This is a genomic window from Demequina pilifera, from assembly GCF_048814985.1.
Lineage (GTDB): Bacteria > Actinomycetota > Actinomycetes > Actinomycetales > Demequinaceae > Demequina.
The window spans coordinates 373,482-392,883 of sequence record NZ_JBMDTW010000004.1; the positions used below are offsets into that span (position 1 = coordinate 373,482).

At 69.5% G+C, this 19,402-nt stretch carries 21 protein-coding genes; 7 read left to right on the forward strand and 14 right to left on the reverse strand.

All coding sequences use genetic code 11. The features are described from left to right. Window positions 1-37 precede the first annotated feature (37 nt). Entirely contained in the window at window positions 38-703 is a 666-nt protein-coding gene (locus ACNI14_RS09570; protein WP_420519777.1) for a potassium channel family protein, read from the forward strand. Next, window positions 700-1,386, forward strand: coding sequence for a potassium channel family protein (locus ACNI14_RS09575; RefSeq protein WP_420519778.1), 687 nt, complete (start codon window positions 700-702; stop codon window positions 1,384-1,386). Before ACNI14_RS09570 ends, ACNI14_RS09575 begins: the two co-directional genes overlap by 4 nt. Here the strand turns inward: ACNI14_RS09575 and ACNI14_RS09580 are convergent. From ACNI14_RS09580 to ACNI14_RS09600, 5 genes are all read right to left on the reverse strand, one after another. After that, the gene (locus ACNI14_RS09580; protein WP_420519779.1) at window positions 1,304-2,065 is read right to left on the reverse strand and encodes a DUF3159 domain-containing protein; all 762 of its coding nucleotides are present in this window, start codon (window positions 2,063-2,065) and stop codon (window positions 1,304-1,306) included. The genes ACNI14_RS09575 and ACNI14_RS09580 overlap by 83 nt on opposite strands. Next, complete coding sequence (locus ACNI14_RS09585; RefSeq protein ID WP_420519780.1) at window positions 2,065-2,337, reverse strand: OB-fold nucleic acid binding domain-containing protein; 273 nt, start codon at window positions 2,335-2,337, stop codon at window positions 2,065-2,067. The genes ACNI14_RS09580 and ACNI14_RS09585 overlap by 1 nt, the downstream gene beginning before the upstream one ends. Next, window positions 2,334-2,795 carry a dUTP diphosphatase gene (gene dut, locus ACNI14_RS09590; protein ID WP_420519861.1) on the reverse strand — a complete coding sequence of 154 codons (462 nt, stop codon included), beginning with the start codon at window positions 2,793-2,795 and terminating at the stop codon, window positions 2,334-2,336. Before dut ends, ACNI14_RS09585 begins: the two co-directional genes overlap by 4 nt. 13 nt (window positions 2,796-2,808) lie before the next feature. Beyond that, window positions 2,809-3,108 carry a DUF4193 domain-containing protein gene (locus ACNI14_RS09595; RefSeq protein WP_062133478.1) on the reverse strand — a complete coding sequence of 100 codons (300 nt, stop codon included), beginning with the start codon at window positions 3,106-3,108 and terminating at the stop codon, window positions 2,809-2,811. A gap of 109 nt (window positions 3,109-3,217) precedes the next feature. After that, window positions 3,218-4,042 carry an inositol monophosphatase family protein gene (locus ACNI14_RS09600; protein WP_420519781.1) on the reverse strand — a complete coding sequence of 275 codons (825 nt, stop codon included), beginning with the start codon at window positions 4,040-4,042 and terminating at the stop codon, window positions 3,218-3,220. Window positions 4,043-4,131: 89 nt separating this feature from the next. Here ACNI14_RS09600 and sepH point away from each other — a divergent pair, with 89 nt between their 5' ends. Together sepH and ACNI14_RS09610 are read left to right on the forward strand one after the other, a co-directional pair. Next, the gene (gene sepH, locus ACNI14_RS09605) at window positions 4,132-5,226 is read left to right on the forward strand and encodes a septation protein SepH (protein WP_420519782.1); all 1,095 of its coding nucleotides are present in this window, start codon (window positions 4,132-4,134) and stop codon (window positions 5,224-5,226) included. A 30-nt stretch (window positions 5,227-5,256) separates the two neighbouring features. Further along, the gene (locus ACNI14_RS09610; RefSeq protein WP_420519783.1) at window positions 5,257-6,078 is read left to right on the forward strand and encodes an ABC transporter ATP-binding protein; all 822 of its coding nucleotides are present in this window, start codon (window positions 5,257-5,259) and stop codon (window positions 6,076-6,078) included. A 32-nt stretch (window positions 6,079-6,110) separates the two neighbouring features. Here ACNI14_RS09610 and ACNI14_RS09615 read toward each other — a convergent pair whose 3' ends face one another. Further along, complete coding sequence (locus ACNI14_RS09615; RefSeq protein WP_420519784.1) at window positions 6,111-7,280, reverse strand: alkaline phosphatase family protein; 1,170 nt, start codon at window positions 7,278-7,280, stop codon at window positions 6,111-6,113. Then, window positions 7,277-7,843, reverse strand: a complete 567-nt coding sequence (locus ACNI14_RS09620; RefSeq protein ID WP_420519785.1) for a DUF5998 family protein — start codon at window positions 7,841-7,843, stop codon at window positions 7,277-7,279. The genes ACNI14_RS09615 and ACNI14_RS09620 overlap by 4 nt, the downstream gene beginning before the upstream one ends. A 120-nt stretch (window positions 7,844-7,963) precedes the next feature. Between ACNI14_RS09620 and ACNI14_RS09625 the strand changes: the two genes are divergently transcribed. Then, complete coding sequence (locus tag ACNI14_RS09625) at window positions 7,964-10,390, forward strand: DNA gyrase/topoisomerase IV subunit A (protein ID WP_420519786.1); 2,427 nt, start codon at window positions 7,964-7,966, stop codon at window positions 10,388-10,390. 36 nt (window positions 10,391-10,426) lie between these two features. Here ACNI14_RS09625 and ACNI14_RS09630 read toward each other — a convergent pair whose 3' ends face one another. The 4 genes from ACNI14_RS09630 to ACNI14_RS09645 form a co-directional block, all read right to left on the reverse strand. Beyond that, entirely contained in the window at window positions 10,427-11,746 is a 1,320-nt protein-coding gene (locus tag ACNI14_RS09630) for a threonine/serine exporter family protein (RefSeq protein WP_420519787.1), read from the reverse strand. Between the two features lie 69 nt (window positions 11,747-11,815). Further along, entirely contained in the window at window positions 11,816-12,199 is a 384-nt protein-coding gene (locus ACNI14_RS09635) for a hypothetical protein (protein WP_420519788.1), read from the reverse strand. A 106-nt stretch (window positions 12,200-12,305) separates the two neighbouring features. After that, window positions 12,306-12,977, reverse strand: a complete 672-nt coding sequence (locus ACNI14_RS09640; RefSeq protein WP_420519789.1) for a class F sortase — start codon at window positions 12,975-12,977, stop codon at window positions 12,306-12,308. Window positions 12,978-13,063: 86 nt separating this feature from the next. Then, entirely contained in the window at window positions 13,064-13,828 is a 765-nt protein-coding gene (locus ACNI14_RS09645; protein ID WP_420519790.1) for a hypothetical protein, read from the reverse strand. A 496-nt stretch (window positions 13,829-14,324) separates the two neighbouring features. Between ACNI14_RS09645 and ACNI14_RS09650 the strand changes: the two genes are divergently transcribed. Next, window positions 14,325-15,362 carry a hypothetical protein gene (locus tag ACNI14_RS09650; protein ID WP_420519791.1) on the forward strand — a complete coding sequence of 346 codons (1,038 nt, stop codon included), beginning with the start codon at window positions 14,325-14,327 and terminating at the stop codon, window positions 15,360-15,362. 43 nt (window positions 15,363-15,405) lie between these two features. Here ACNI14_RS09650 and ACNI14_RS09655 read toward each other — a convergent pair whose 3' ends face one another. Both ACNI14_RS09655 and ACNI14_RS09660 read right to left on the reverse strand, forming a co-directional pair. Next, window positions 15,406-15,843, reverse strand: a complete 438-nt coding sequence (locus ACNI14_RS09655; protein WP_420519792.1) for a hypothetical protein — start codon at window positions 15,841-15,843, stop codon at window positions 15,406-15,408. Beyond that, window positions 15,840-17,939 (reverse strand): DNA gyrase/topoisomerase IV subunit B, encoded by a 2,100-nt coding sequence (locus ACNI14_RS09660; protein WP_420519793.1) that lies wholly within the window; start codon window positions 17,937-17,939, stop codon window positions 15,840-15,842. Before ACNI14_RS09660 ends, ACNI14_RS09655 begins: the two co-directional genes overlap by 4 nt. A 146-nt stretch (window positions 17,940-18,085) precedes the next feature. Between ACNI14_RS09660 and ACNI14_RS09665 the strand changes: the two genes are divergently transcribed. Further along, on the forward strand, window positions 18,086-18,934 hold the full coding sequence (locus ACNI14_RS09665; RefSeq protein WP_420519794.1) for a TspO-related membrane protein: 849 nt from the start codon (window positions 18,086-18,088) through the stop codon (window positions 18,932-18,934). On the opposite strand, the gene ACNI14_RS09670 is transcribed toward ACNI14_RS09665, so the two are convergent. Continuing rightward, complete coding sequence (locus tag ACNI14_RS09670) at window positions 18,931-19,401, reverse strand: GNAT family N-acetyltransferase (protein ID WP_420519795.1); 471 nt, start codon at window positions 19,399-19,401, stop codon at window positions 18,931-18,933. The genes ACNI14_RS09665 and ACNI14_RS09670 overlap by 4 nt on opposite strands. Between the last annotated feature and the right edge of the window lies 1 nt (window position 19,402).

The following is a 19,402-nucleotide window of genomic DNA, read 5'->3' on the forward strand; positions in this document are numbered from 1 at the left end:
CACCATCCTAGGCCGGACGGGTATAGCGTGGGGTCTCGTGCATATCGTGATCATGGGCTGCGGCCGCACTGGCGCCGCGCTCGCATCCGAGTTCGAGTCGCGAGGCCACTCAGTCGCCGTCATCGACAGGATGGGAGATGCGTTCCGACGCCTCCCCGCCGACTTCCAGGGTCAGAAGATCACCGGGATCGGATTCGACCGCGAGACCCTCGTGTCCGCCGGCGTCGAGGACGCCTACGCGTTCGCCGCGGTGTCCTCCGGCGACAACTCCAACATCCTCGCCGCCCGCGTGGTCCGCGAGACGTACGGCGTGGCGAACGTGGTCGCGCGCATTTCCGACTCCGGCCGGGCGGAGGTCTACCGCCGGCTGGGCATCCCCACCGTCGCCCCCGTCCCGTGGACGAGCGCGCAGATCGTGTCGCGGCTCCTGCCTGGCGGTTCCGACGACGTGTACGTCGACTCCACGGCCGCCGTCGCCGTGCGGAGGCTCGCGTACCACGGCGGCTGGATCGGCAGCCCGATCAAGGACCTCGAGGAAGCCACTGGCACGCGGGTCGCGTACCTCGTGAGGTTCTCCGAGGGAGTGCTGCCCACGTCAGCCATGTCCGTCCAATCGGGCGACGAGGTCTACTTCGTGGTGCCCGACGCCGTCGGCACCCATGCGCAGCGCGTGCTGTCACGCCCCCCTGGAGGCGAATCGTGAAGGTACTGATCGCCGGAGCCGGGTCAGTGGGACGGTCCATCGCGCGTGACCTGCTCGATCACGGGCACGAGGTCATGCTGATGGACCACAACCCGTCCGCCATGCGTGTGGCGCAAGTGGCCGAGGCCGAGTGGATGCTCGCCGACGCATGCGAGATGGCGGCGCTTCGCGAGGCGGCGACCGAGGGCATGGACGTCGTCGTCGCGGCGACCGGCGACGACAAGGCCAACCTGGTCGTGTCGTTCCTGTGCAAGACCGAGTTCGGGGTGCCGCGCACGGTGGCGCGGGTCAACAACCCGCGAAACGAGTGGATGTACGACGCTCAGTGGGGCGTCGACGTCGCCGTGTCCACGCCGCGCATCATGACGGCGATGGTCGAGGAGGCCGTCGCCATCGGCGATCTGGTCAAGGTTTTCACGTTCCACCAGTCGGGGGCCTCGATCATCGAGGTGACGCTGCCCACCGACTCTCCGGTGATCGGCGCGACCGTCCGCGAGATCGGCTGGCCGAGCGAGACCGTGCTGTCGTGCATCGTGCGTGGCGACCGCACGATCGCACCGACGCCCGCCGACACGCTCGAGGCGCGCGACGAGCTGCTGTTCATCGTGTCGGCGGAGGCGGATCCTGAGGCGCTGGATCAGGTGCTGCGGACCGCACCAGGAGCCACACCGCCCACAGGCTGAGCGCGAACAGCGGCACTCCCATGGCGAGCTTCGCGGTGCCGAGTGCGGCGATAGCGTCCGCGACGTACAGCGGCACCTGCACCGCGAGGCGCAGGAGGAACACCGCGGCGACGATCCCCGTCCCCCACTGCATGGTGCGCATCGTGCGCGGGTCGTCGCGCCAGGACGTTCCCCAGCCCTTGAACAGCCCGACGACGATCCCCACCAGGGGCCACCGCACCGCCATCGAGATCAGCGTGCCGGCTGCGTAGGCGGCGTTGATCCATAGGCCCGGCACGAAGTAGCCCCCGGCGTCACCCGAGCGCCAGGCCCAGATCGCGCCGAGTGCCACGCCGAGCACTCCCGACAGGGCCTGCTGGATGCTCGAGCGCTGCACCAGCCGCACGACCACCATGACCAGCACGGTGGCCACGGAGGCGATCACGGGGATGCGGAATCCGCCCCAGCCGAGGTAGGCGACGACGAACACCACCCCGGGCGCCGCCGCCTCGAGGAAGCCGCGCCAGCCTCCCATAGCCTCGGCGAGGGAGAATTCCTCTCCCGCCACCAACTGGCCCATGCGGGAGGCTTGAGCGGGGACGGGCGCAGCGGCCTCCTCGTCCCCTGGCTGACGGGCGTCAGTCTCGGGCTCCTTCTCGAGGGATTCCGTGCGCCCCTCGTCGTCTCGCCGCTGGCCCATCAGCCGAGCTCGAAGCGAGGGTTGTACAGGCGCGGCAGCGCGTCGGTGGAGCACACCCGGCCCTCGAGCCGGATCCTGGCGCCGGGCTCGACGCCGGCAATCGCCCGCCGGCCCATGAAGACGGCCTCCACCCGACCGGTGCCGTCGTCCACGCGCGCCGTCAACGTGGGCGCGGCGTCGCGCGGCTCGACCTGTATCGACACGACTCGCCCTGCCACCGCCACGACCTCACGGGGCCGAAGGTCGGAGATCGGGGTCGCCTGCGCGATCACGGCGTCGCTCCTGGGGCGGCGGCCCCCGTCGAGCCGAACCCGCCCTCCCCGCGGTGCGAGCCCGGAAGCTCTTGCACCGCGACGAACGCCGCGTGCTCGACGCGCTGGATGACAAGCTGCGCGATGCGATCGCCGCGGCGCAGCACCACGGTCTCGCGCGGGTCGGTGTTGAGCACGGTGACCGCGATCTCTCCCCGATACCCGGCATCGACGGTGCCAGGGGCGTTGACGATCGTCACGCCGTGCCTGGCCGCGAGGCCCGAGCGGGGGTGCACGAAGGCTGCGTAGCCGGCGGGCAGCGCGATGCGCAGCCCCGTCGGCACGGTCGCACGCTCGCCCGGCGCCAGCGTCACCTCGACGCGGGCGGTGATGTCCGCCCCGGCGTCTCCGGGATGGGAGTACGCCGGCAGCGGAACGTCGGCATCCGTCGTGCTGACGAGCACGTCGACAGAGGTCATCACGAAGCGGCGCTCAGGCCGCGCACTCCGAGCAGATCGGCTGGTCGTTCTTGAAGGTCGCGAGCTGGCTGCGGTGGTGGACAAGGAAGCATGACATGCAGGTGAACTCGTCCTGCTGAGCCGGCAGCACGCGGACCGACAGCTCTTCGCCGGACAGGTCTGCGCCCGGCAGCTCGAATCCCTCGGCCGCCTCGGCCTCGTCCTCGTCAACGACGCCGGAGGTCTTGTCGTTGCGGCGGGCCTTCAGCTCCTCGATGGAGTCAGCAGACACCTCGTCGTCGGTCTTGCGAGGTGCGTCGTAATCGGTTGCCATCAGGCAGTGGTCCCTTCACCGGTGGTGTGTGAGTACTGAATGCTCTTGCCGGTGGATTTGTTCCCTCCGAGCGCACGCATTGTGCAACAAAAATCTCGCGAGCGCGACTCTACGCCTCAGACGCGTCCCAGGAGCGCGCCGCCCCGGCCTCGAGCAGGGCGTCTCGCAGCTGCTCCCAGACGTCCGGCATCGCCGCGATCGTGAGCCTCTCGTCCGGTGCGCCGCCGTCGATCCCCGCGACGCGCACGCCCGCCTCCTCGGCGATGAGCGCCGCCGCCGCGAAGTCCCACGGATGCAGCCCGTGCTCGTAGTACGCGTCCAGGTGCCCGGCCGCCACCAGGCACAGATCCACCGCGGCGGCCCCGAGCCTGCGGATGTCGCGGACCCTGCCGAGCATCGACGTGACGATCTCTCCCTGACGCACGCGACGCTGCGCCACATACTGGAAGCCGGTCGCGAGCAGAGTGCCGTCGAGTCCGGGTGCGTCCGTGCGCACCAACGGCTCGCCGTTGCGCCAGGCTCCCCCGTCACGGCTCGCGGACCACAGCACGCCGCTGCCGTCGTGGACCGCGCCTGCCAGGGCCGTCCAGGTCTGCGGGGTCGGCTCTCCTGCGACTGCCGCCACCGACACCGCGAAGTGCGGCAGCCCGTAGAGGTAGTTCACCGTGCCGTCGATCGGATCCAACACCCAGGTGATGCCGGACGTCCCGGGAGAGTCGTCGCCCTCCTCCCCCAGAATCGCGTCGTCGGGCCGGAGCTCGGCGAGCCTGTCGCGGAGCAGCCGTTCCGCCGCGAGGTCCATCTGGGTGACGATGTCGATCGGGCTGGACTTGGTGGCCGCGACCTCGGCGCGCGCACGGCCGTCGATGATGAGCGAGGCGGCTTCGGTCGCGACCGTGCGCGCCACCTGCATGAGCGACTCTGGTGAGGACATGTCACCCATCGTGCCGCACCGCCGGAGCAAGGGCGGCGCGCCGGGCGCGGCATCCTGCGAAGCGTCCGCCTGCGTGGCAGGCTGAGGCCATGACTGGACTGTCCCTGGTGAGATCGGGCGACGACGGTGAACACCTCGTCGTCGCGACCGAGTCTGGCGAGGAGTTCGAGCTTGCGCTCACCGACGAACTCCGCCGTGCCGTCGCCCTCACCCGCCCGCGCGTGCACACCGACAGCGCGGACGAGGACGAGCGCGAATCGACCTCCCTCAGTCCCAAGCAGATCCAGCAGCGCATCCGCAGCGGTCTGAACGCTCACGAGCTGGCGGAGCTCACCGGCGAGCCGTACGAGGCGCTGCAGCGCTACGAGCCCCCGGTGCTCGCCGAGCGCGCATACATCGCGGATCTCGCTCGTGGGACGCGGATCGGGCGCGACAGCGGCGCACCCGTCCTGACGGATCTCGTCGCGGATCGTCTCGCGAGCCGCGGCGTCGATCCCGAGGAAGTGGCGTGGGACGCCTGGCGTGAGGTCGACGAGCCGTGGCTCGTCGCCGTCGACTTCACCGTGGACGGCAGGAAGGTCCGCGCGCTGTGGGAGTTCGACCACACCGCGCGCGCCGTCACGGCCCAGGACGACGAGTCGCGGTGGCTCACCGAGACCGAGCTGTTGGACGTGCCGATCCCGCGACGCCACCTCAGCGCCGTGCGACCGGAGCAGGACGACGTCCCCCTGGACAAGTCTCGACCGCTGATGCCCGTCCCCTCCGACACGGACGGCGCCGCGACGGACAGCGCAAAGGCCGACCAGGACGCGCCCTCGTCCACCGAACTGCTGCTGGCCGACCTTGAAGAACGGCGTGGCACCCGCGACTCGGTCGACGCCGAGGCGGATGAGGACTTCGACGACGACGGCGGTTTCGAAGGATTTGGGCCGGCGCAGCGCAAGCGCGAGGCCGAGGTGGGGTTCGCGCAGGGCCCCAAGGCGGGTCGCACCATGCCGCACCCTGCGGGATCCGCGCGTCGCGACTCGTCCTCGGGTGAGGACGGCGACTCGGCACAGACCCCCGATGACGCCAGCGATGGCCCATCCTCCGAGTCTTCGGCAGCCGAGCCCAAGCCGTCGCGCAGGGGACGTTCATCCGTCCCGAGCTGGGACGAGATCGTGTTCGGTGCGAAGAACGACTGACGACCGACGCGCACCACGCCGCCTCCGACCGTGACCGACCACGCATCGATCGAGCATGACGGTCGCTCCGATGCGCTGCTCCGCGCGGCCGGCGTCACCTTCGTGCGCGGCGACACGACCATCCTCGACGACGTCAGCCTCACTGTCCGGCGAGGTCAACGGTGGGCGTTGATCGGCCCCAACGGAGCCGGCAAGTCGACGCTCATCTCTCTGCTCGCCGCTGGCGCCCACCCCACTCGCGGGACGGTCGAGGTGCTCGGCTACCGGCTGGGACGCGTCGACGTGCGCGACCTGCGCGCCCACGTGGGCCTCGTCACATCGCGTCACGGGCTCACGAGCGATCTCGACCCACTGTCGGTGGCGCTCACGGGTGCGACCGGCACCCTCGAACTGGTTCCCCGCTGGCAGCCTTCGCACGAGGAGGTCGAGCGGGCCCGCACCCTGCTGACGCGTTTCGGAGTCGACGCGGACCGGGGCCTGCGATGGTCCACGATGTCGCAAGGAGAGCGCGGCCGCACCCTCATCGTGCGAGCGCTGATGCCCGACCCGGCCGTGCTGCTTCTCGACGAGGCCACCACCGGTCTGGACGTCGCGGCGCGCGAGCAGCTGCTCACCACTCTCGACGCCCTCGCGACGTCACATCCGGCGCTCGGCGTGGTGACAGTGACCCATCACTTCGAAGAGCTGCCGGCGTCCACCACTCATGCCGTGCTGCTGCGCGCCGGCAGGGTGGTGGAGGCGGGCACGGCCGATGCGGTGCTCACCACCGCCGCGGTCAGCAAGGCCTTCGCGCACCCGATCGCGATCGAGCGCACCGAGGGACGCTGGACCGCAAGGGCCGCGTCGGCCTGATCCCCACCGCACCAGGGCGCGGATGAGCCAGGCTACGTCGCGTCCACCACGAGCCATGGCACCTGGAGCTCCTCTGGGGTGAGGGAGCCGTGCATGCCGACCAGCGCCATCGACTTCGGTGACTGTGTGCGGGAGTCGACCACGGTGGCACGGCCCGCCATGGCGACCACGACGTCGCCCACGCGGTCGGCCACCTCGTCGAGCAGCTCGCCGAACAGCCCGTCGGCACGGGCCTCCTCACGCGTCCACACCATGGCGTGGCCGGAGAGCCTCTCGCGCCACCGCGCAGCGACGTCCTCGGGATCCACTCCGGGCTCCGTGTGCACGTGCAGCGCACGCGGCTCCCCCGCGACCAAGGGGACTCCGGAACTCAGCTCGGGATCCGTCGCGACATCCCACCTGGGGGCCCCTGGCACGTCCACCATGCCGTGATCCGCGGTGACGACCATCACCGCGTCTCGCGGCAGGCCCTCCGCGAGACGCCTCAGCTCGCGATCCGCATCCTCGAGCGCGGTCACCCACTGCTCCGATCCCCACCCGTGCTGGTGACCGGCGGCATCGATCTCGCCCCAATAGCAGTACGACACTCCAGGCTCGCGCGCCGCGGCGAGCGCCGTGTCGATGCGCTCCGACAGGCGCTCCGCGCCCACGAACCGCCCCCCGCGCAGCACCGCCTGCGTGAGGCCCGACCCCGCAAAGCGACGGCGACCCAACGTGGTGACGGGGAATCCGGCGTGGGCGGCGCTCTCGAGGAGCGACGGCTGTCGCTGCCACTCCGCAGCGTCGTAGGCGCCCTCCCACGACACGAGGTTCGCGAGCCCACCGGTGCGCGGGTTGCGCGCCGTGTACCCGGTCAGGCCCGTGCGCCCCGACGGCTGTCCGGTCCCGAACAGCGCGAGCGAGGCGGCGGTCGTCGTCGGATAGCCGGCAGTGATGACGCCCTGTTCGGCCGAACGCAGGAACGGCGCGTGGCCGCGGCGGGCGTCGAGCGCAAGATGGCCCAGCCCGTCGAGCAGCACCACGACCACGTGACGTGCGGTGCCGAGGCCCAGCCGGGCGCGGTCGGCATCCGCATCGCGGTGAGACACCACATGACCTGCCCCGACGGCAGACAGCGCCGCGGGAAGCACCGCTCCGAGCTCGCGCCCGCCGTAGTCGGGCAGGCTCAGGCCGAGCGAGGCCAGCTCGCTCGCGCGGCTCACCCTCGAGGCCCGATGACCCGCTGCAGCGTCGCCGCGAAGTCCTCGAGAGCGCGCACGGTCTCCACGCCATCGGCGATGGCGCTGACGCGGACCAAGGTGTCGTCGCCGGTGATGCCGCCCGTGTAGCCGTGGTCGGCCTCGCAGTTCTCATCGCCGCAGGTGGCGGGCTCGAGCTCGACGCGCGAGTGCACTCCCCAACCGACGGCCAACACCAGCTCGCTCGGCGAGTCGCCGTCGCGGAAGTTCTCCGGGTGGTGCACCACATGGGTCATCGCCATGTTCGAGATTCCCGTCAACAGTGCGGTCTCGACGGTCGCGGAGGCCTCGTGCGCGCCCTCGGCGCTGTGTCCCGAGCCGTCGTCCATGTGGACGCGGATGAGGCGGGTCTCGGTCACCACCAGGACCGTCATGTGGCGGCGCACCTCGCGGTCGTCGAACGTGGTCTCGGCGTGCACGAAGTGAGCCGTGATCGACTCGTCACGGATTGCATTGCGGAGCACGGAGTTCGCGAGGGCCGGGTAGTACCCGGCGACGGCGACCGCCTGGTCGAGCGTGTGAGACATGGAGGCTATTCTTCCACTTCACCGGCGGGGTCACCACTCGCACCGCGTGGCACCGCCCGGCGGGATCGCCGCGGCGCGACAATGCGTGCAGCCCCAAGACCACCCTTCGTGAGGAGAGACATGGCCGACGCGCCCGATTCGCAGGTTGTCGACATCGACGTCAGCGCCGAGATGGAGACGTCATTCCTGGAATACGCGTACTCGGTGATCTACTCGCGTGCACTGCCTGACGCTCGCGACGGCCTCAAGCCGGTGCAGCGCCGCATCATCTACTCGATGGGCGAGATGGGGCTGCGGCCCGACCGCGCGCACGTGAAGTCCTCCCGCGTCGTGGGCGAGGTCATGGGAAAGCTCCACCCGCACGGAGACACGGCGATCTACGACGCGCTGGTGCGGATGGCGCAGCCGTTCTCGCTGCGGCTGCCGCTGGTCGATGGCCACGGCAACTTCGGCTCGCTGGACGACGGCCCGGCCGCGTCGCGATACACCGAGGCCCGCATGGGCCCGGCCGCGCGCGCAATGCTCGCGGACCTCGATGAGGACGTCGTGGACCTCGTCCCCAACTACGACAACAAGCTCACCCAGCCCTCCGTGCTGCCCGCGGCCATCCCGAATTTGCTCGTCAACGGCGCCTCGGGCATCGCAGTGGGCATGGCGACCAACATGGCGCCGCACAATCTGGTCGAGGTCGTCTCCGCCGCACGCCACCTGCTGGCGAACCCCCGCGCGGACCTCGACGAGCTCATGCGTTTCGTCCCCGGCCCCGACCTGCCCGGCGGCGGCAAGATCGTCGGCCTCGACGGAGTGCGCCAGGCCTACGAGACCGGCAAAGGCGCGTTCAAGACCCGCGCGACCACCCGCATCGAGAAGGTCACGCCGCGGCGCCAAGGCATCGTGGTCACCGAGCTGCCATACCTCGTGGGCCCCGAGAAGGTGATCGAGAAGATCAAGGACGCGGTGTCCGCCAAGAAGCTGCAGGGCATCACGGCCGTCACCGACCTCACCGACCGCAAGCACGGCCTGCGCCTGGTGATCGAGATCAAGAACGGCTTCAACCCTGAGGCGGTGCTGGAGCGCCTGTACAAGCTCACACCGCTCGAGGAATCGTTCTCGATGAACAACGTGGCTCTGGTCGCAGGCGAGCCCCGCACGCTGGGCCTCAAGGAGATGCTGCAGGTCTGGGTCGACCACCGCATCGCGGTGGTCAAGCGCCGCTCCGAGCACCGCCTGCAGGCCCGCAAGGATCGGCTCCACCTGGTCGACGGCCTGTTGGTCGCCATCCTCGACATCGACGACGTCATCCAGATCATCCGCTCCTCGGAGGACGCCGGCGAGGCCCGCTCGCGGCTCATGACTGCGTTCGACCTGTCGGAGACCCAGGCCGATTACATCCTGGAGCTGCGGCTGCGCCGCCTCACCAAGTTCTCGCGCCTCGAGCTCGAGAACGAGAAGGCCCAGCTGCTCGCCGAGATCGCCGAGCTCGAGGAGATCCTCGGCTCGCCCACCCGGCTGCGCGAGGTCGTCGGGCTCGAGATGGACGCCGCCGCCGCAGAGTACGGCACGGCCCGCCGCACCATCCTGCTCGCTGAGGCGGGCGTGGTGTCATCCGCCGCCTCCGCGCCCGGAGCATCGTCCGCCGCGCCCCTCGAAGTCGAGGACACGCCCTGCTTCGCCCTGCTGTCCGCGACCGGCCTGGTCGCACGCACCGCCGATGACACCGTGCCGACGCGCGACGGAAGGCGCAGCCCCCACGACGTGCTGCGCGCGGCCATCCCCGCATCGGCGCGTGCCGACGTGGGCGTCGTGACCACCCAGGGCCGCATCCTCCGCCTGTCCCTGCTCGAGGTGCCGGCGCTCGCCCCCACGAGCGAGCCGCCGTCGCTGGGAGGCGGCAGCCCCATCACTGAACTGGTGCCGCTGGACAAGGGCGAGGAGGCCGTGACACTCGTGCCGCTCGGATCCGAGACTCCTCTCGCGATCGGCACCGCCGCCGGGATCGTCAAGCGCGTCAAGCCCGAGCCCGCACCCAACAAGGACGCATGGGAGGCCATCGCCCTGCAGGACGGCGACGTCGTGGTGGGGTCCGCTCTCGCTCCCGATGACGCGGTGCTGGTGTTCGTCGCCGACGACGGACCGCTGCTTCACTTCCCTGCCGCCAAGGTCCGTGCGCAGGGCCGCTCGGGCGGCGGGATGAGCGGGATCAAGCTTGCGCCAGGTCGGCGCGCCGCCTACTTCGGCGTCGTGGACAGCCCGGCCGATGCGGTCGTGGTCACCATCGCGGGTTCGTCAACGGCCCTGCCGGGCACGACGCCCGGTTCGGCCAAGGTCACGCCCTTCAGCGAGTATCCGGGCAAGGGGCGTGCGACGGGCGGAGTCCGCGCGCATCGGTTCCTGAAGGGCGAGGACGCGCTCATGACCGCGTGGGTGGGCACCGCGCCTGCGAGAGCCACGTCGGGTGCGGGACAGCCCGTCGAGCTGCCGGCAGAGCACGGCCGGCGCGACGGCTCGGGGCTGCCGCTGTCCGCGCCGGTGCACGGCATCGGCTGACCCCGGCCGCGCGCGTGGCGCACGTCGATCGGCGGTTCAGTGGTCGAAGGCCCACTCTCGATCGGTGACCAGCTTGGCCGCGACCAGGCCGACCATGATCGACAGCACCACCAGAATCACCTGCAGGATGCCCGCCGTCGCGGCGGCGAAGTCGCCGCTGTTGAGCGCGACGAGGGCCTGGTGGGCGGACACGCCGGGAATCATCACGAGCACCGCCGGCACCGACAGCGTGATGACCGGGAACCGGCCGCGCCATGAGGCCGCGGCCGCAAGCACGCCCACCACCAGGCATGCGACGGCGGTGGCCGCCTGCACCGGGACGTCGCTGTCGATCGCGACCATGCGCAGGGTGTTGGCGACCATGCCGATGCCGGCGGCGCTCAGCCCGATCCGCCACGGGCTGTTGAACATGAAGGCGAAGCCCGCCACTCCCACCGCCGAGGCCGCCGCCCACAGCGCCCACTGCCATCCCCACGCGACCTGCGCATCGACGCGCGGGCCCGTCGAGAGGCTCGACAGCAGCGACACCGCCCAGACGCTGACTCCCGCCGCCAGCGTGATCATGGTGCCGAATGCGATGCGTTGGATGCCCGACTGGAGGTCCATCTTCGCCATGTCCAGGGCCCCGGTGATGAGAGCGAACCCCGGAAGCAGGAACAGCACCGAAGAGATGTAGCCCGCCGCGTGGGTGTCCAACTCCACGCCCGACCAGTTCAGCAGGCCGATCCCGGCCACATACACGACCGTGGCGATCGTCGCCGCGGCGACCGTGGTGCCGAAGGGGTTGAATCCGAGGTGGTGCAGCGCACGGCGCGTGAGCTGGCCGAGCGCGGCCGCGAGAAAGACGACGGCCACCTCCCACGGCATGGCGTGGTTGAGCACCGCGAAGGCTGCGCACGCGACGCCCGCGAAGGAGGCGTTCGCGAGAGCCGGGTACAGGCTTCCACGCTCCTCGATCTCGTCGAGGGCGCGGTGAATCTCGGCGGGGGTGGTGCGCTCGGGCAGAGTGCGACGCAGACGGTCGAGGTGCGCCAGGCGGTCGCTGTTGACGGCGAACGAACGGTTCTCGGCCACCTCGGTGCGGAAGATGCGGCCGCGGTGCGAGGTCGCGGCGATGTCGGTGAGCGCCACCTGGTTCACGTGCGTGTCGACGCCGAGCGCGGCCGCGACGGCCCGCATGGCCTGCTTGACGCGATAGCTGGCGGTGCCGGCGGCGAGCATCATCCGCCCGGTGCGGATGATCGCTCCGGACTGCTCGATGAGCGAGACGGGTTCGAGCGACTCCTCCAGGTCTGCGATGGCGCGCACCTGGGTGTCGTCGACCTCCTGGTCTGGTGTGTCCGCGGAATCAGTCACGTCGCCATTGTGGCGCACCTGGTCATCTCACAGTTAGGACCTACCGACCGAGGCCCTGGTTCGCCGCCGTCAGGCGTGAACCGGCCCCGACGCGAGACGCGCATCGGCGACGGCCTCCCACTGTCGGCCGCGCCTGCGTGCCTCGAGGACCAAGTTTCCGCTCGCGATCGCGGTGGCAGCTGCACCAGCGGCGAGACCGCGCTTGCCGGCAAAGCCGAATGCGACGGTAGCGACCGTGCTGGCGATCACCATCCCACCGACTCCCATGTACGAGCGTGCATACGCCTTCAACTCGGCCACGGCTGCGGTGTCCTCGCACGCCATGATCGCGTCGGTGTGGCCATTCGTGAGCGGCACGGGTCCGAGCGGAGACATCCCCATGTCCGGGAGCCCGGCATTCCGTGCGAGGTACTGGGGCGCGCCCCACGTCGCGGCCGCATCGGATCGTCCCATGGCTTGTCTCCTGACGTCTCGGCAGATTGGCAGCGCACCAGTGCGCGCGCCTCCTGAAACGCCGTGCGCCGTCGGGTTCTTCCCGCCACGGCGCACGCAGGGTCGCTCAGTCGTCGACCAGCTCCGCGAAGACCACGATGTTGTCGTCGAAGTGGCCGATGGACGAGTCGAACTCGCCGCCGCATGTGATGAGCCGGAGCTCCGGCTCCTCCGTGTTGGAGTACACCGAGACCGTTGGGAACTCGTCCTTGTCGTGCTGCTCGAGGCGCGTCACCTCGAAGTCGACCTCGCCGCCATCCTCCTGGTGGACCGTGACGATGTCGCCCGGTTCGAGCTCCGTGAGGCGGAAGAACACTGAGGGGTCGCCGTTCCAGCTGACGTGGCCTGCGAGGACAGCAGGGCCCACGGCCCCTGGACGCGGGCCACCGGAGAACCACCCCGCCAAGTCTGTGTCGACCGGAGTCGCCAAGGCGCCGTCATCCTGAACTCCCAACTGCTCCAGCTCGGTGTCGACGCCGATCTTGGGGATGGTCAGTGACGTCGGCGCGGCCTGTGGCGCTCGCGCTTCGACCGCCACCTCGGGAGCAGCAGGTGTCGCGGCCTCCGGGCTCGGCGCGGTCACCGGTGCCGATGCGCTCGGGGGTGTGGGCGACGCGCTGGGCGATGACGCCAGCGGTGCGGGTGCCTGTACCCGCATCGCGTCCACCGCCACGGCGGTGGCACCGAGCGCGAGGACTCCGCAGGTCGCGGCAATGATGAGTGCTGTCCGTCGTTTCACGATGACTCTCCTTCGGGGCTGCGGGCGTTGGCCGGCCCGAACCCGCCATTCGGCGAGCCCGGGCCGGCGGTCCGTGGTGTCGGTGCCTACTGCTGCACGCGACGACGGCTGTACGCGGCGAATCCGAGACCCGCGGCCGCGGTCACGGCTGCGGCCGAGCCGAACGCGACGGCGGTCGAGGTGTCGGCCGCGGCGTTGCCGGTGTCGACGCCGCCGATCGGTGCGGCGGACTGCGAGTCTCCGAAGGCGCCGCAGGTCGCGGGGATGGTCGCCTCGAGCGGCAGCGACTCGTCGAGCGAGGAGACAGCCTCGCCGTCGTACTCGCCGGAGCCGTCGATGTCGAAGCCGTGCTGCACGATGTGCATGTTGCTCAGCGAGTCAGCGACGTCCTGCGACACCTCGATGGTGCGGCTGTAGTTCAGGTCGCCGTTGTCGTCCGCGACCGGGAAGCGGTCGACGGCCAGGGCGGAGTCTCCCGAGGTGTCGCCCTCGGTGGTGAGCGCGACCATGACGCCGCCGTAGACGGAAGCGGCCTCGACCGTGCTGAGCAGGCCATCGCCGTCCTCGTCGAGTTCCTCGACGTCATCCGCCGTCGGGCACATGAAGTCCGTGCCGTCGGTCCCACCGTGAAGGTGCTGGGCGTGCGGGGCGTTGGGCGTGAAGCCGGTGCCCTCGATCTCGACGCGAACTGTGGTGCCGTCAACGGTCACCATCGCAGTCGACTCGGCGCCAGAGCCGTTGAACTCATCGAGCGTGGCGTTGTAGCCCTCGGCCGCAGCGGCGCCCGATGCTCCGGCGGCGAACAGTGCGGCCGTGCCGGCCGCCACGAGTGTGGATCGCAGAATCCTCATAATGCTTCCTTCCGTCGAGAACCGGCGATCTGCCGGCCCTTCCCGGAAAGCCCACGGCGACGTCCATGTCGACGCTCCCCGCAAGGACTCTCCACACAGGGTTCGCCCGGGCGGAGGGAACGGATTGGTCGGATCGCCGCGGAGTTCTATCGGGCGTCGGGTCGGTGTCACTAGGGTGTGGTGAAAACGACTGCTTCACATAGGGGTGAATATGTCCGAGAAATGGCAGCGCGCTCGATTGATTCCGGTAGTTGGCACGGCTTCCGGAAAGGAACGAGAGCAGCGTGCGACTTCGGCACTTCTCGCAGTACTCTCCATCGTCCGTCCATTCTCTGTCGAGCTTCTCGCACCGTTAGGCGCGTCTCGAGCCGCACGGGCCACTGTGGACGCCTACGTAGAACCCCCGTTCAAGGCTGCCAACGGTGGGGATATCCGACCGGACGGTTTGGTTCGCGTGCAGTATGGCAACCAACAGTCCTGGACCGCTTTAGTCGAAGTGAAGACCGGCACCAACGCGTTGACGCTCGAGCAGATCAATGCATACATCGAGTGTGCACGCGACAACAAGTATGACCACCTCATCACGGTATCCAATGAGATCGCACCTTCTGACGGCATCCATCCCACTGAGGGCCTCAGGGTCCGCAAGGACTCGAAGGTCAAGGTCAGCCATTTCTCCTGGACCCGCGTCGCGGCCATCGCGGCCCGGGTCCGCGATCGCACTGGGATCGACGACGCTGAGCAGGACTGGATACTCGCCGAACTCATCCGCTACCTGGAGCACCAATCATCCGGCGCGCTCGAGTTCGACGACATGGGCCCTGAGTGGACAGCGGTCAAGGACGGAGCGCGAGCGGCCACACTCCGACGCACCGATCCCGCTGTACTCGACATCGCTCGGCGCTGGGATCAACTCCTCACCTTCGCGGCTCTCAAGCTCGGAATCCAGATTGGTGAAGAAGTTGAAGAACTGATGCCACGAGCACAACGGGAGGACGCTCCGACGCGCACCAAGCACTTCGCTCGGGAGCTCAGCGACTCGGGCACGCTGTCGGGTGCGCTCCGAGTGCGCGACTCCGTGGGCGACATCGATGTGACAGCGGACCTCCGCGGGCGTCAGTTGAGCATCGGCACCACCATTCGCGCACCCCACGACAAGAGAGCCCGCGGCAGCGTCAGCTGGCTGGTGAGGCAGCTTTCCGATGCTCCTCCTGCTCTCGAGATCGAGGCGCTTGCCAAGAACCATTCGTCCGGCCCATCGACAAGCCTCGGCTCCCTTCGTGAAGACCCAGCACCCTTCTACTCCTCGCTGCAGAGCGACGTCGTGAAACTGCGCATCACAATCCGTTCGGAGCTTGGGACCGCACGGCGGGGAGGTCGAGGATCGGGTTTCGTCGACTCAGTGCTGTCCGCGCTTCTCGCGTACTACCGCACCACGCACCAGCATGTGGTGGCGTACCCCGCACGTGCTCCGCAGGTCACTGCCAAGGGCGGCGCGACGGCGGACGTTGAGCTCGGCTCGCAGGACAACTGATCACGGCCGCGCTACCGTCCCGAAGTGCAGGTCTGCAAGGGCCTCAGATGTGGAAGCCAACGTACTCGCGCCACTCGTACACGCGTCGCAGGCGCGTGCGGTGGGTGCGAACCAGGAGGCCTTCGATGACTACGCCCGCGAGCAGGAAGGCCCCGATCCAGCCCACGAGGTACCAGCCAGACGCCTGGCTGTCTGCGACGGCGAGCGTGCCGAACAGCGCGCCCAGAACCGCACCGACGACGAGCATCACCGACGCACCCGTCCTGCCATCGCGCTCGGCTACCCACAGCTGCCGCACGAACTCATCGACCCGCCCCGACTCCTCGAGGTCGCGCTCCAGTGCGAGGCAGCGAGCAGGCAGGCCGACAAGACTGGGTTCGACGAGCACCTCAGCACGGCGCTGCTTCACCCTCGAGCGAGAGTGGTAGCCGTAGGGGTGCACCGGGCATGACGGGCCGGCCAGCGCGTCGTCGTCGCTCATATGTCGATCCGTGCGGTGTCGAGGGTCTCGGCGCCAGCGACGATGAAGTCGCGCCGCGGGGCGACCTCATTGCCCATGAGCAGCTCGAAGACCCGCTCAGCGCCCTCGGCGTGGGCCGCGGTGATGCGGCGCAGGGTGCGGTGCTCGGGATCCATGGTGGTCTCCGCGAGCTGGTCCGCGTCCATCTCCCCCAGGCCCTTATACCGCTGGATCTCGTCCTTGAACCGGCGGCCGGAGCGCTTGAGGTCCCGCATGGTGTCGTTCAGTTCCTTCTCGGAGTACGTGTAGATGTACTCCTTCTCCCGGCGGGGCGAGCCCATCACTTCGATGCGGTGCAGCGGCGGGACGGCCGCGTAGACCCGCCCCGCATCCACAAGCGGCCTCATGTATCGGAAGAACAGCGTCAGCAGCAGCGTGCGGATGTGCGCGCCGTCGACGTCCGCGTCCGTCATCAAGATGATCTTCCCGTACCTGGCCTGCGAGAGGTCGAAGCTGCGACCGGAACCCGCGCCCAGCACCTGGATGATGGAGGCGCACTCGGCGTTGTGCAGCATGTCCGTCACGGAGGCCTTCTGCACGTTGAGGATCTTTCCGCGAATCGGCAGCAGCGCCTGGAAATCGGAGTGGCGCGCGAGCTTGGCCGTGCCGAGCGCCGAATCCCCCTCGACGATGAACAGCTCGGACTGCTCGACGTCGTTCGAGCGGCAGTCCGCGAGCTTCGCGGGCAGCGACGACGTCTCCAACGCGTTCTTGCGCCGCGAGATCTCCTTCTGCTTGCGCGCGGCGATTCGGGCACGCATCTCGGCGACGATCTTCTCGAGCACCGTGTTCGCCTGGGCCTTGGTGTCTCTCTTGGTCGACGTGAGGATGGCCATGAGCTCCTGCTCGACCACCTTGGACACGATGCCGCGCACGGGACCGGTGCCGAGCACCTCCTTGGTCTGGCCCTCGAACTGGGGCTCGGGAATCCGCACCGTGACGATGGCGGTCAGCCCCGCCATGATGTCGTCCTTCTCCACGCGCTCCGCGCCGTCCTTGCCCGTCAGCTTGAGGCGACGCGCGTTGGTCTCGATGACCTTGCGCATCACCTTGCTCAGGCCGGCCTCGAATCCAGCGTGATGGGTGCCGCCCTTGGGAGTGGCGATGATGTTGACGAACGAGCGGACCTCGGTGTCGTACCCGTTGCCCCACCGCAGCGCGACGTCGACCAGGCAGTCGCGTTCGATGTCCTCGGACACCAGCGTGCCGTCGTTCTTGAGCACGGGAACGGTCTCGCGGAACGTTCCCGAGCCCTTGAGCTCCCACGTGTCTGTCACCGCCACGTCGTGACCGATGAAGTCGACGAAGTCCTTGGGCCCACCGTCGTACCGGAAGCTCTCCTCCGACGGCTCGAGGGGATTCCGCTCGTCCCGCACGGTGAGCGTGAGGCCGGGGACGAGGAAAGCCGTCTGACGGGCTCGTCCGATCAGGTCCTCGAACGTGAAGCGCGCAGTCTTGTTGAAGATCTGCCGGTCCGCCCAGTAGCGGATCCGCGTGCCGGTCCGGCCCTTCGCCACCTTGCCGATGGTGTCGAGCTTGGAGCCGGTGACGAAGGGCGCGAAGTCGGAGTCGGGGCTGGGGCCCGCAGCCGGGTCGTCCCACTGTCCAGGCTCGCCGCGCCTGAAGGCCATGTGGTGCGTCGCACCGCCGCGGTCGACCCATACGTCGAGTCGCTCGCTGAGCGCATTCACCACGGAGGCGCCCACACCGTGCAGTCCTCCCGAGGCCGCGTACGAGCCGCCGCCGAACTTGCCGCCCGCGTGCAGCTTGGTCATCACGACCTCGACACCGGTCAGGCCGGTCTTGGGCTCGATGTCGATGGGGATGCCGCGCCCGTGGTCGCGCACCTCGACCGAATCGTCCGGGTGAAGAATGATCTCGATCGTGTCGCCGTGCCCACCGAGCGCCTCGTCGACGGAGTTGTCGATCACCTCCCACAGGCAGTGCATGAGCCCACGCGAATCGGTGGTGCCGATGTACATGCCGGGGCGCTTGCGCACCGCCTCGAGCCCCTCGAGGACGGACAGGTGTCGTGCGGAATAGTCAGATGCAGCCACGGACCCAAGGATAGGCGTGGCCAGCGACCCGGCGACGCGGGCGCGCCGCACCCGAGGCGCCGCCAGGCACCGAGCCGGCTGGCGCATCGGCCGTATCGGAATCCCCTGCCCCCTACGACGGTTGTCCCTCGAGGAAGGAGGACGCTATGACGGCTCAGGTGCACGACTCCGCCACACGTACGGACAGGATCCGCCAGATCACCGTCGCGCTCGGCGCGGCCCTCGCGATCGTCGCGGCCGCATGGGGGGCGGGCGCCTTCGGCGGCACGCCCATCGCCCAGGCCGCCGACGGTGCGCTCGCTGCCGACGCGACTCTGCTTGCGCCCGCCACCGGTGCCTTCGGCATCTGGAGCGTGATCTACGCGGGGCTCGCGTTGTTCGCCGTCTACCAAGTCCTGCCGGGTCGCGGCGCCGACCCGCGGCTGCGGGCCGTCGCTTGGCCCGTTCTCGCGTCCATGGTGCTCAACGCCGCATGGATCGGCACCGTTCAGGCTGGCTGGCTGTGGGTGTCCGTCCTCGTGATCGTGGCGATCGTGGCCGTCCTCGCAAGTGTGGCCGTCACGTTGCTGCGCATCGCGCCCTCGTCTTGGAAGGACCGCGTCACCACGGACGTGCCCGTCGGTCTCTACCTCGGGTGGGTGTCGGTGGCCACCGCCGCGAACATCGCCGCGACCGGCCGCGACTCTCTCGGCACCGCACCCGAAGACGGCTTCGCCTTCGCCGTCGTGGTGCTGGCGGCGGTGGCGGCCATCGCGGTGACCTTCGCGGTGAAGATGCGGGGTCGGCCCGCCCTCGTGGTCGCGACCGGACTCGCCATGGCCTGGGGGCTGGCGTGGATCGCCGCAGCGCGCGCTGAAGGCGAGCCCGCGAGCTTGTCAGTGATGTGGGCTGCAGGCCTCGCGGCGGTGGTGGCGTTCTGCGCCCCGTTCGCGGTCTTCGACTTCTCGCGGGACCGTCCGCCGCGCCCCACCGGGCGGGGCGACGCCGAATCCTAATCCGTGGGGCGGTTGCGCACCGTGGTCATGGCCACGTTGTCGTTCTTGATGAAGAACCCGAGATCGTCATACATCGTTCGGCCCATGGGGCTGGCGTGGAGCTCCACCACCTCGATGCCCCGCTTGTCCGTCTCGTGAAGCAGCGCCTCCATCACCAGGCGCGCGTATCCCTTGCGCTGGTGCTGAGGCGCGGTCGACACCCACTGGACGTATCCCATGTGGTGGGCGAGCGCCCCGGGTCGCGGCAGGCGCGGCGCGATGTTGACGAGGCCGCAGCACGCCAGACCGCCCTCGGGAGCATCGATGACCATGCCGATCAGGTCGCGGCCCAGCCGGGCCCTCACCACACGAGTGGCGTCGACGGCCCACATCGGGGTCGGTTTCGCGCCGACCGCTTTATACATGAGCGCGCCGAGATGAACGATCTCGGCAGCGTCGGCCGATGTCGCGATCCGGACGGCGGTCACG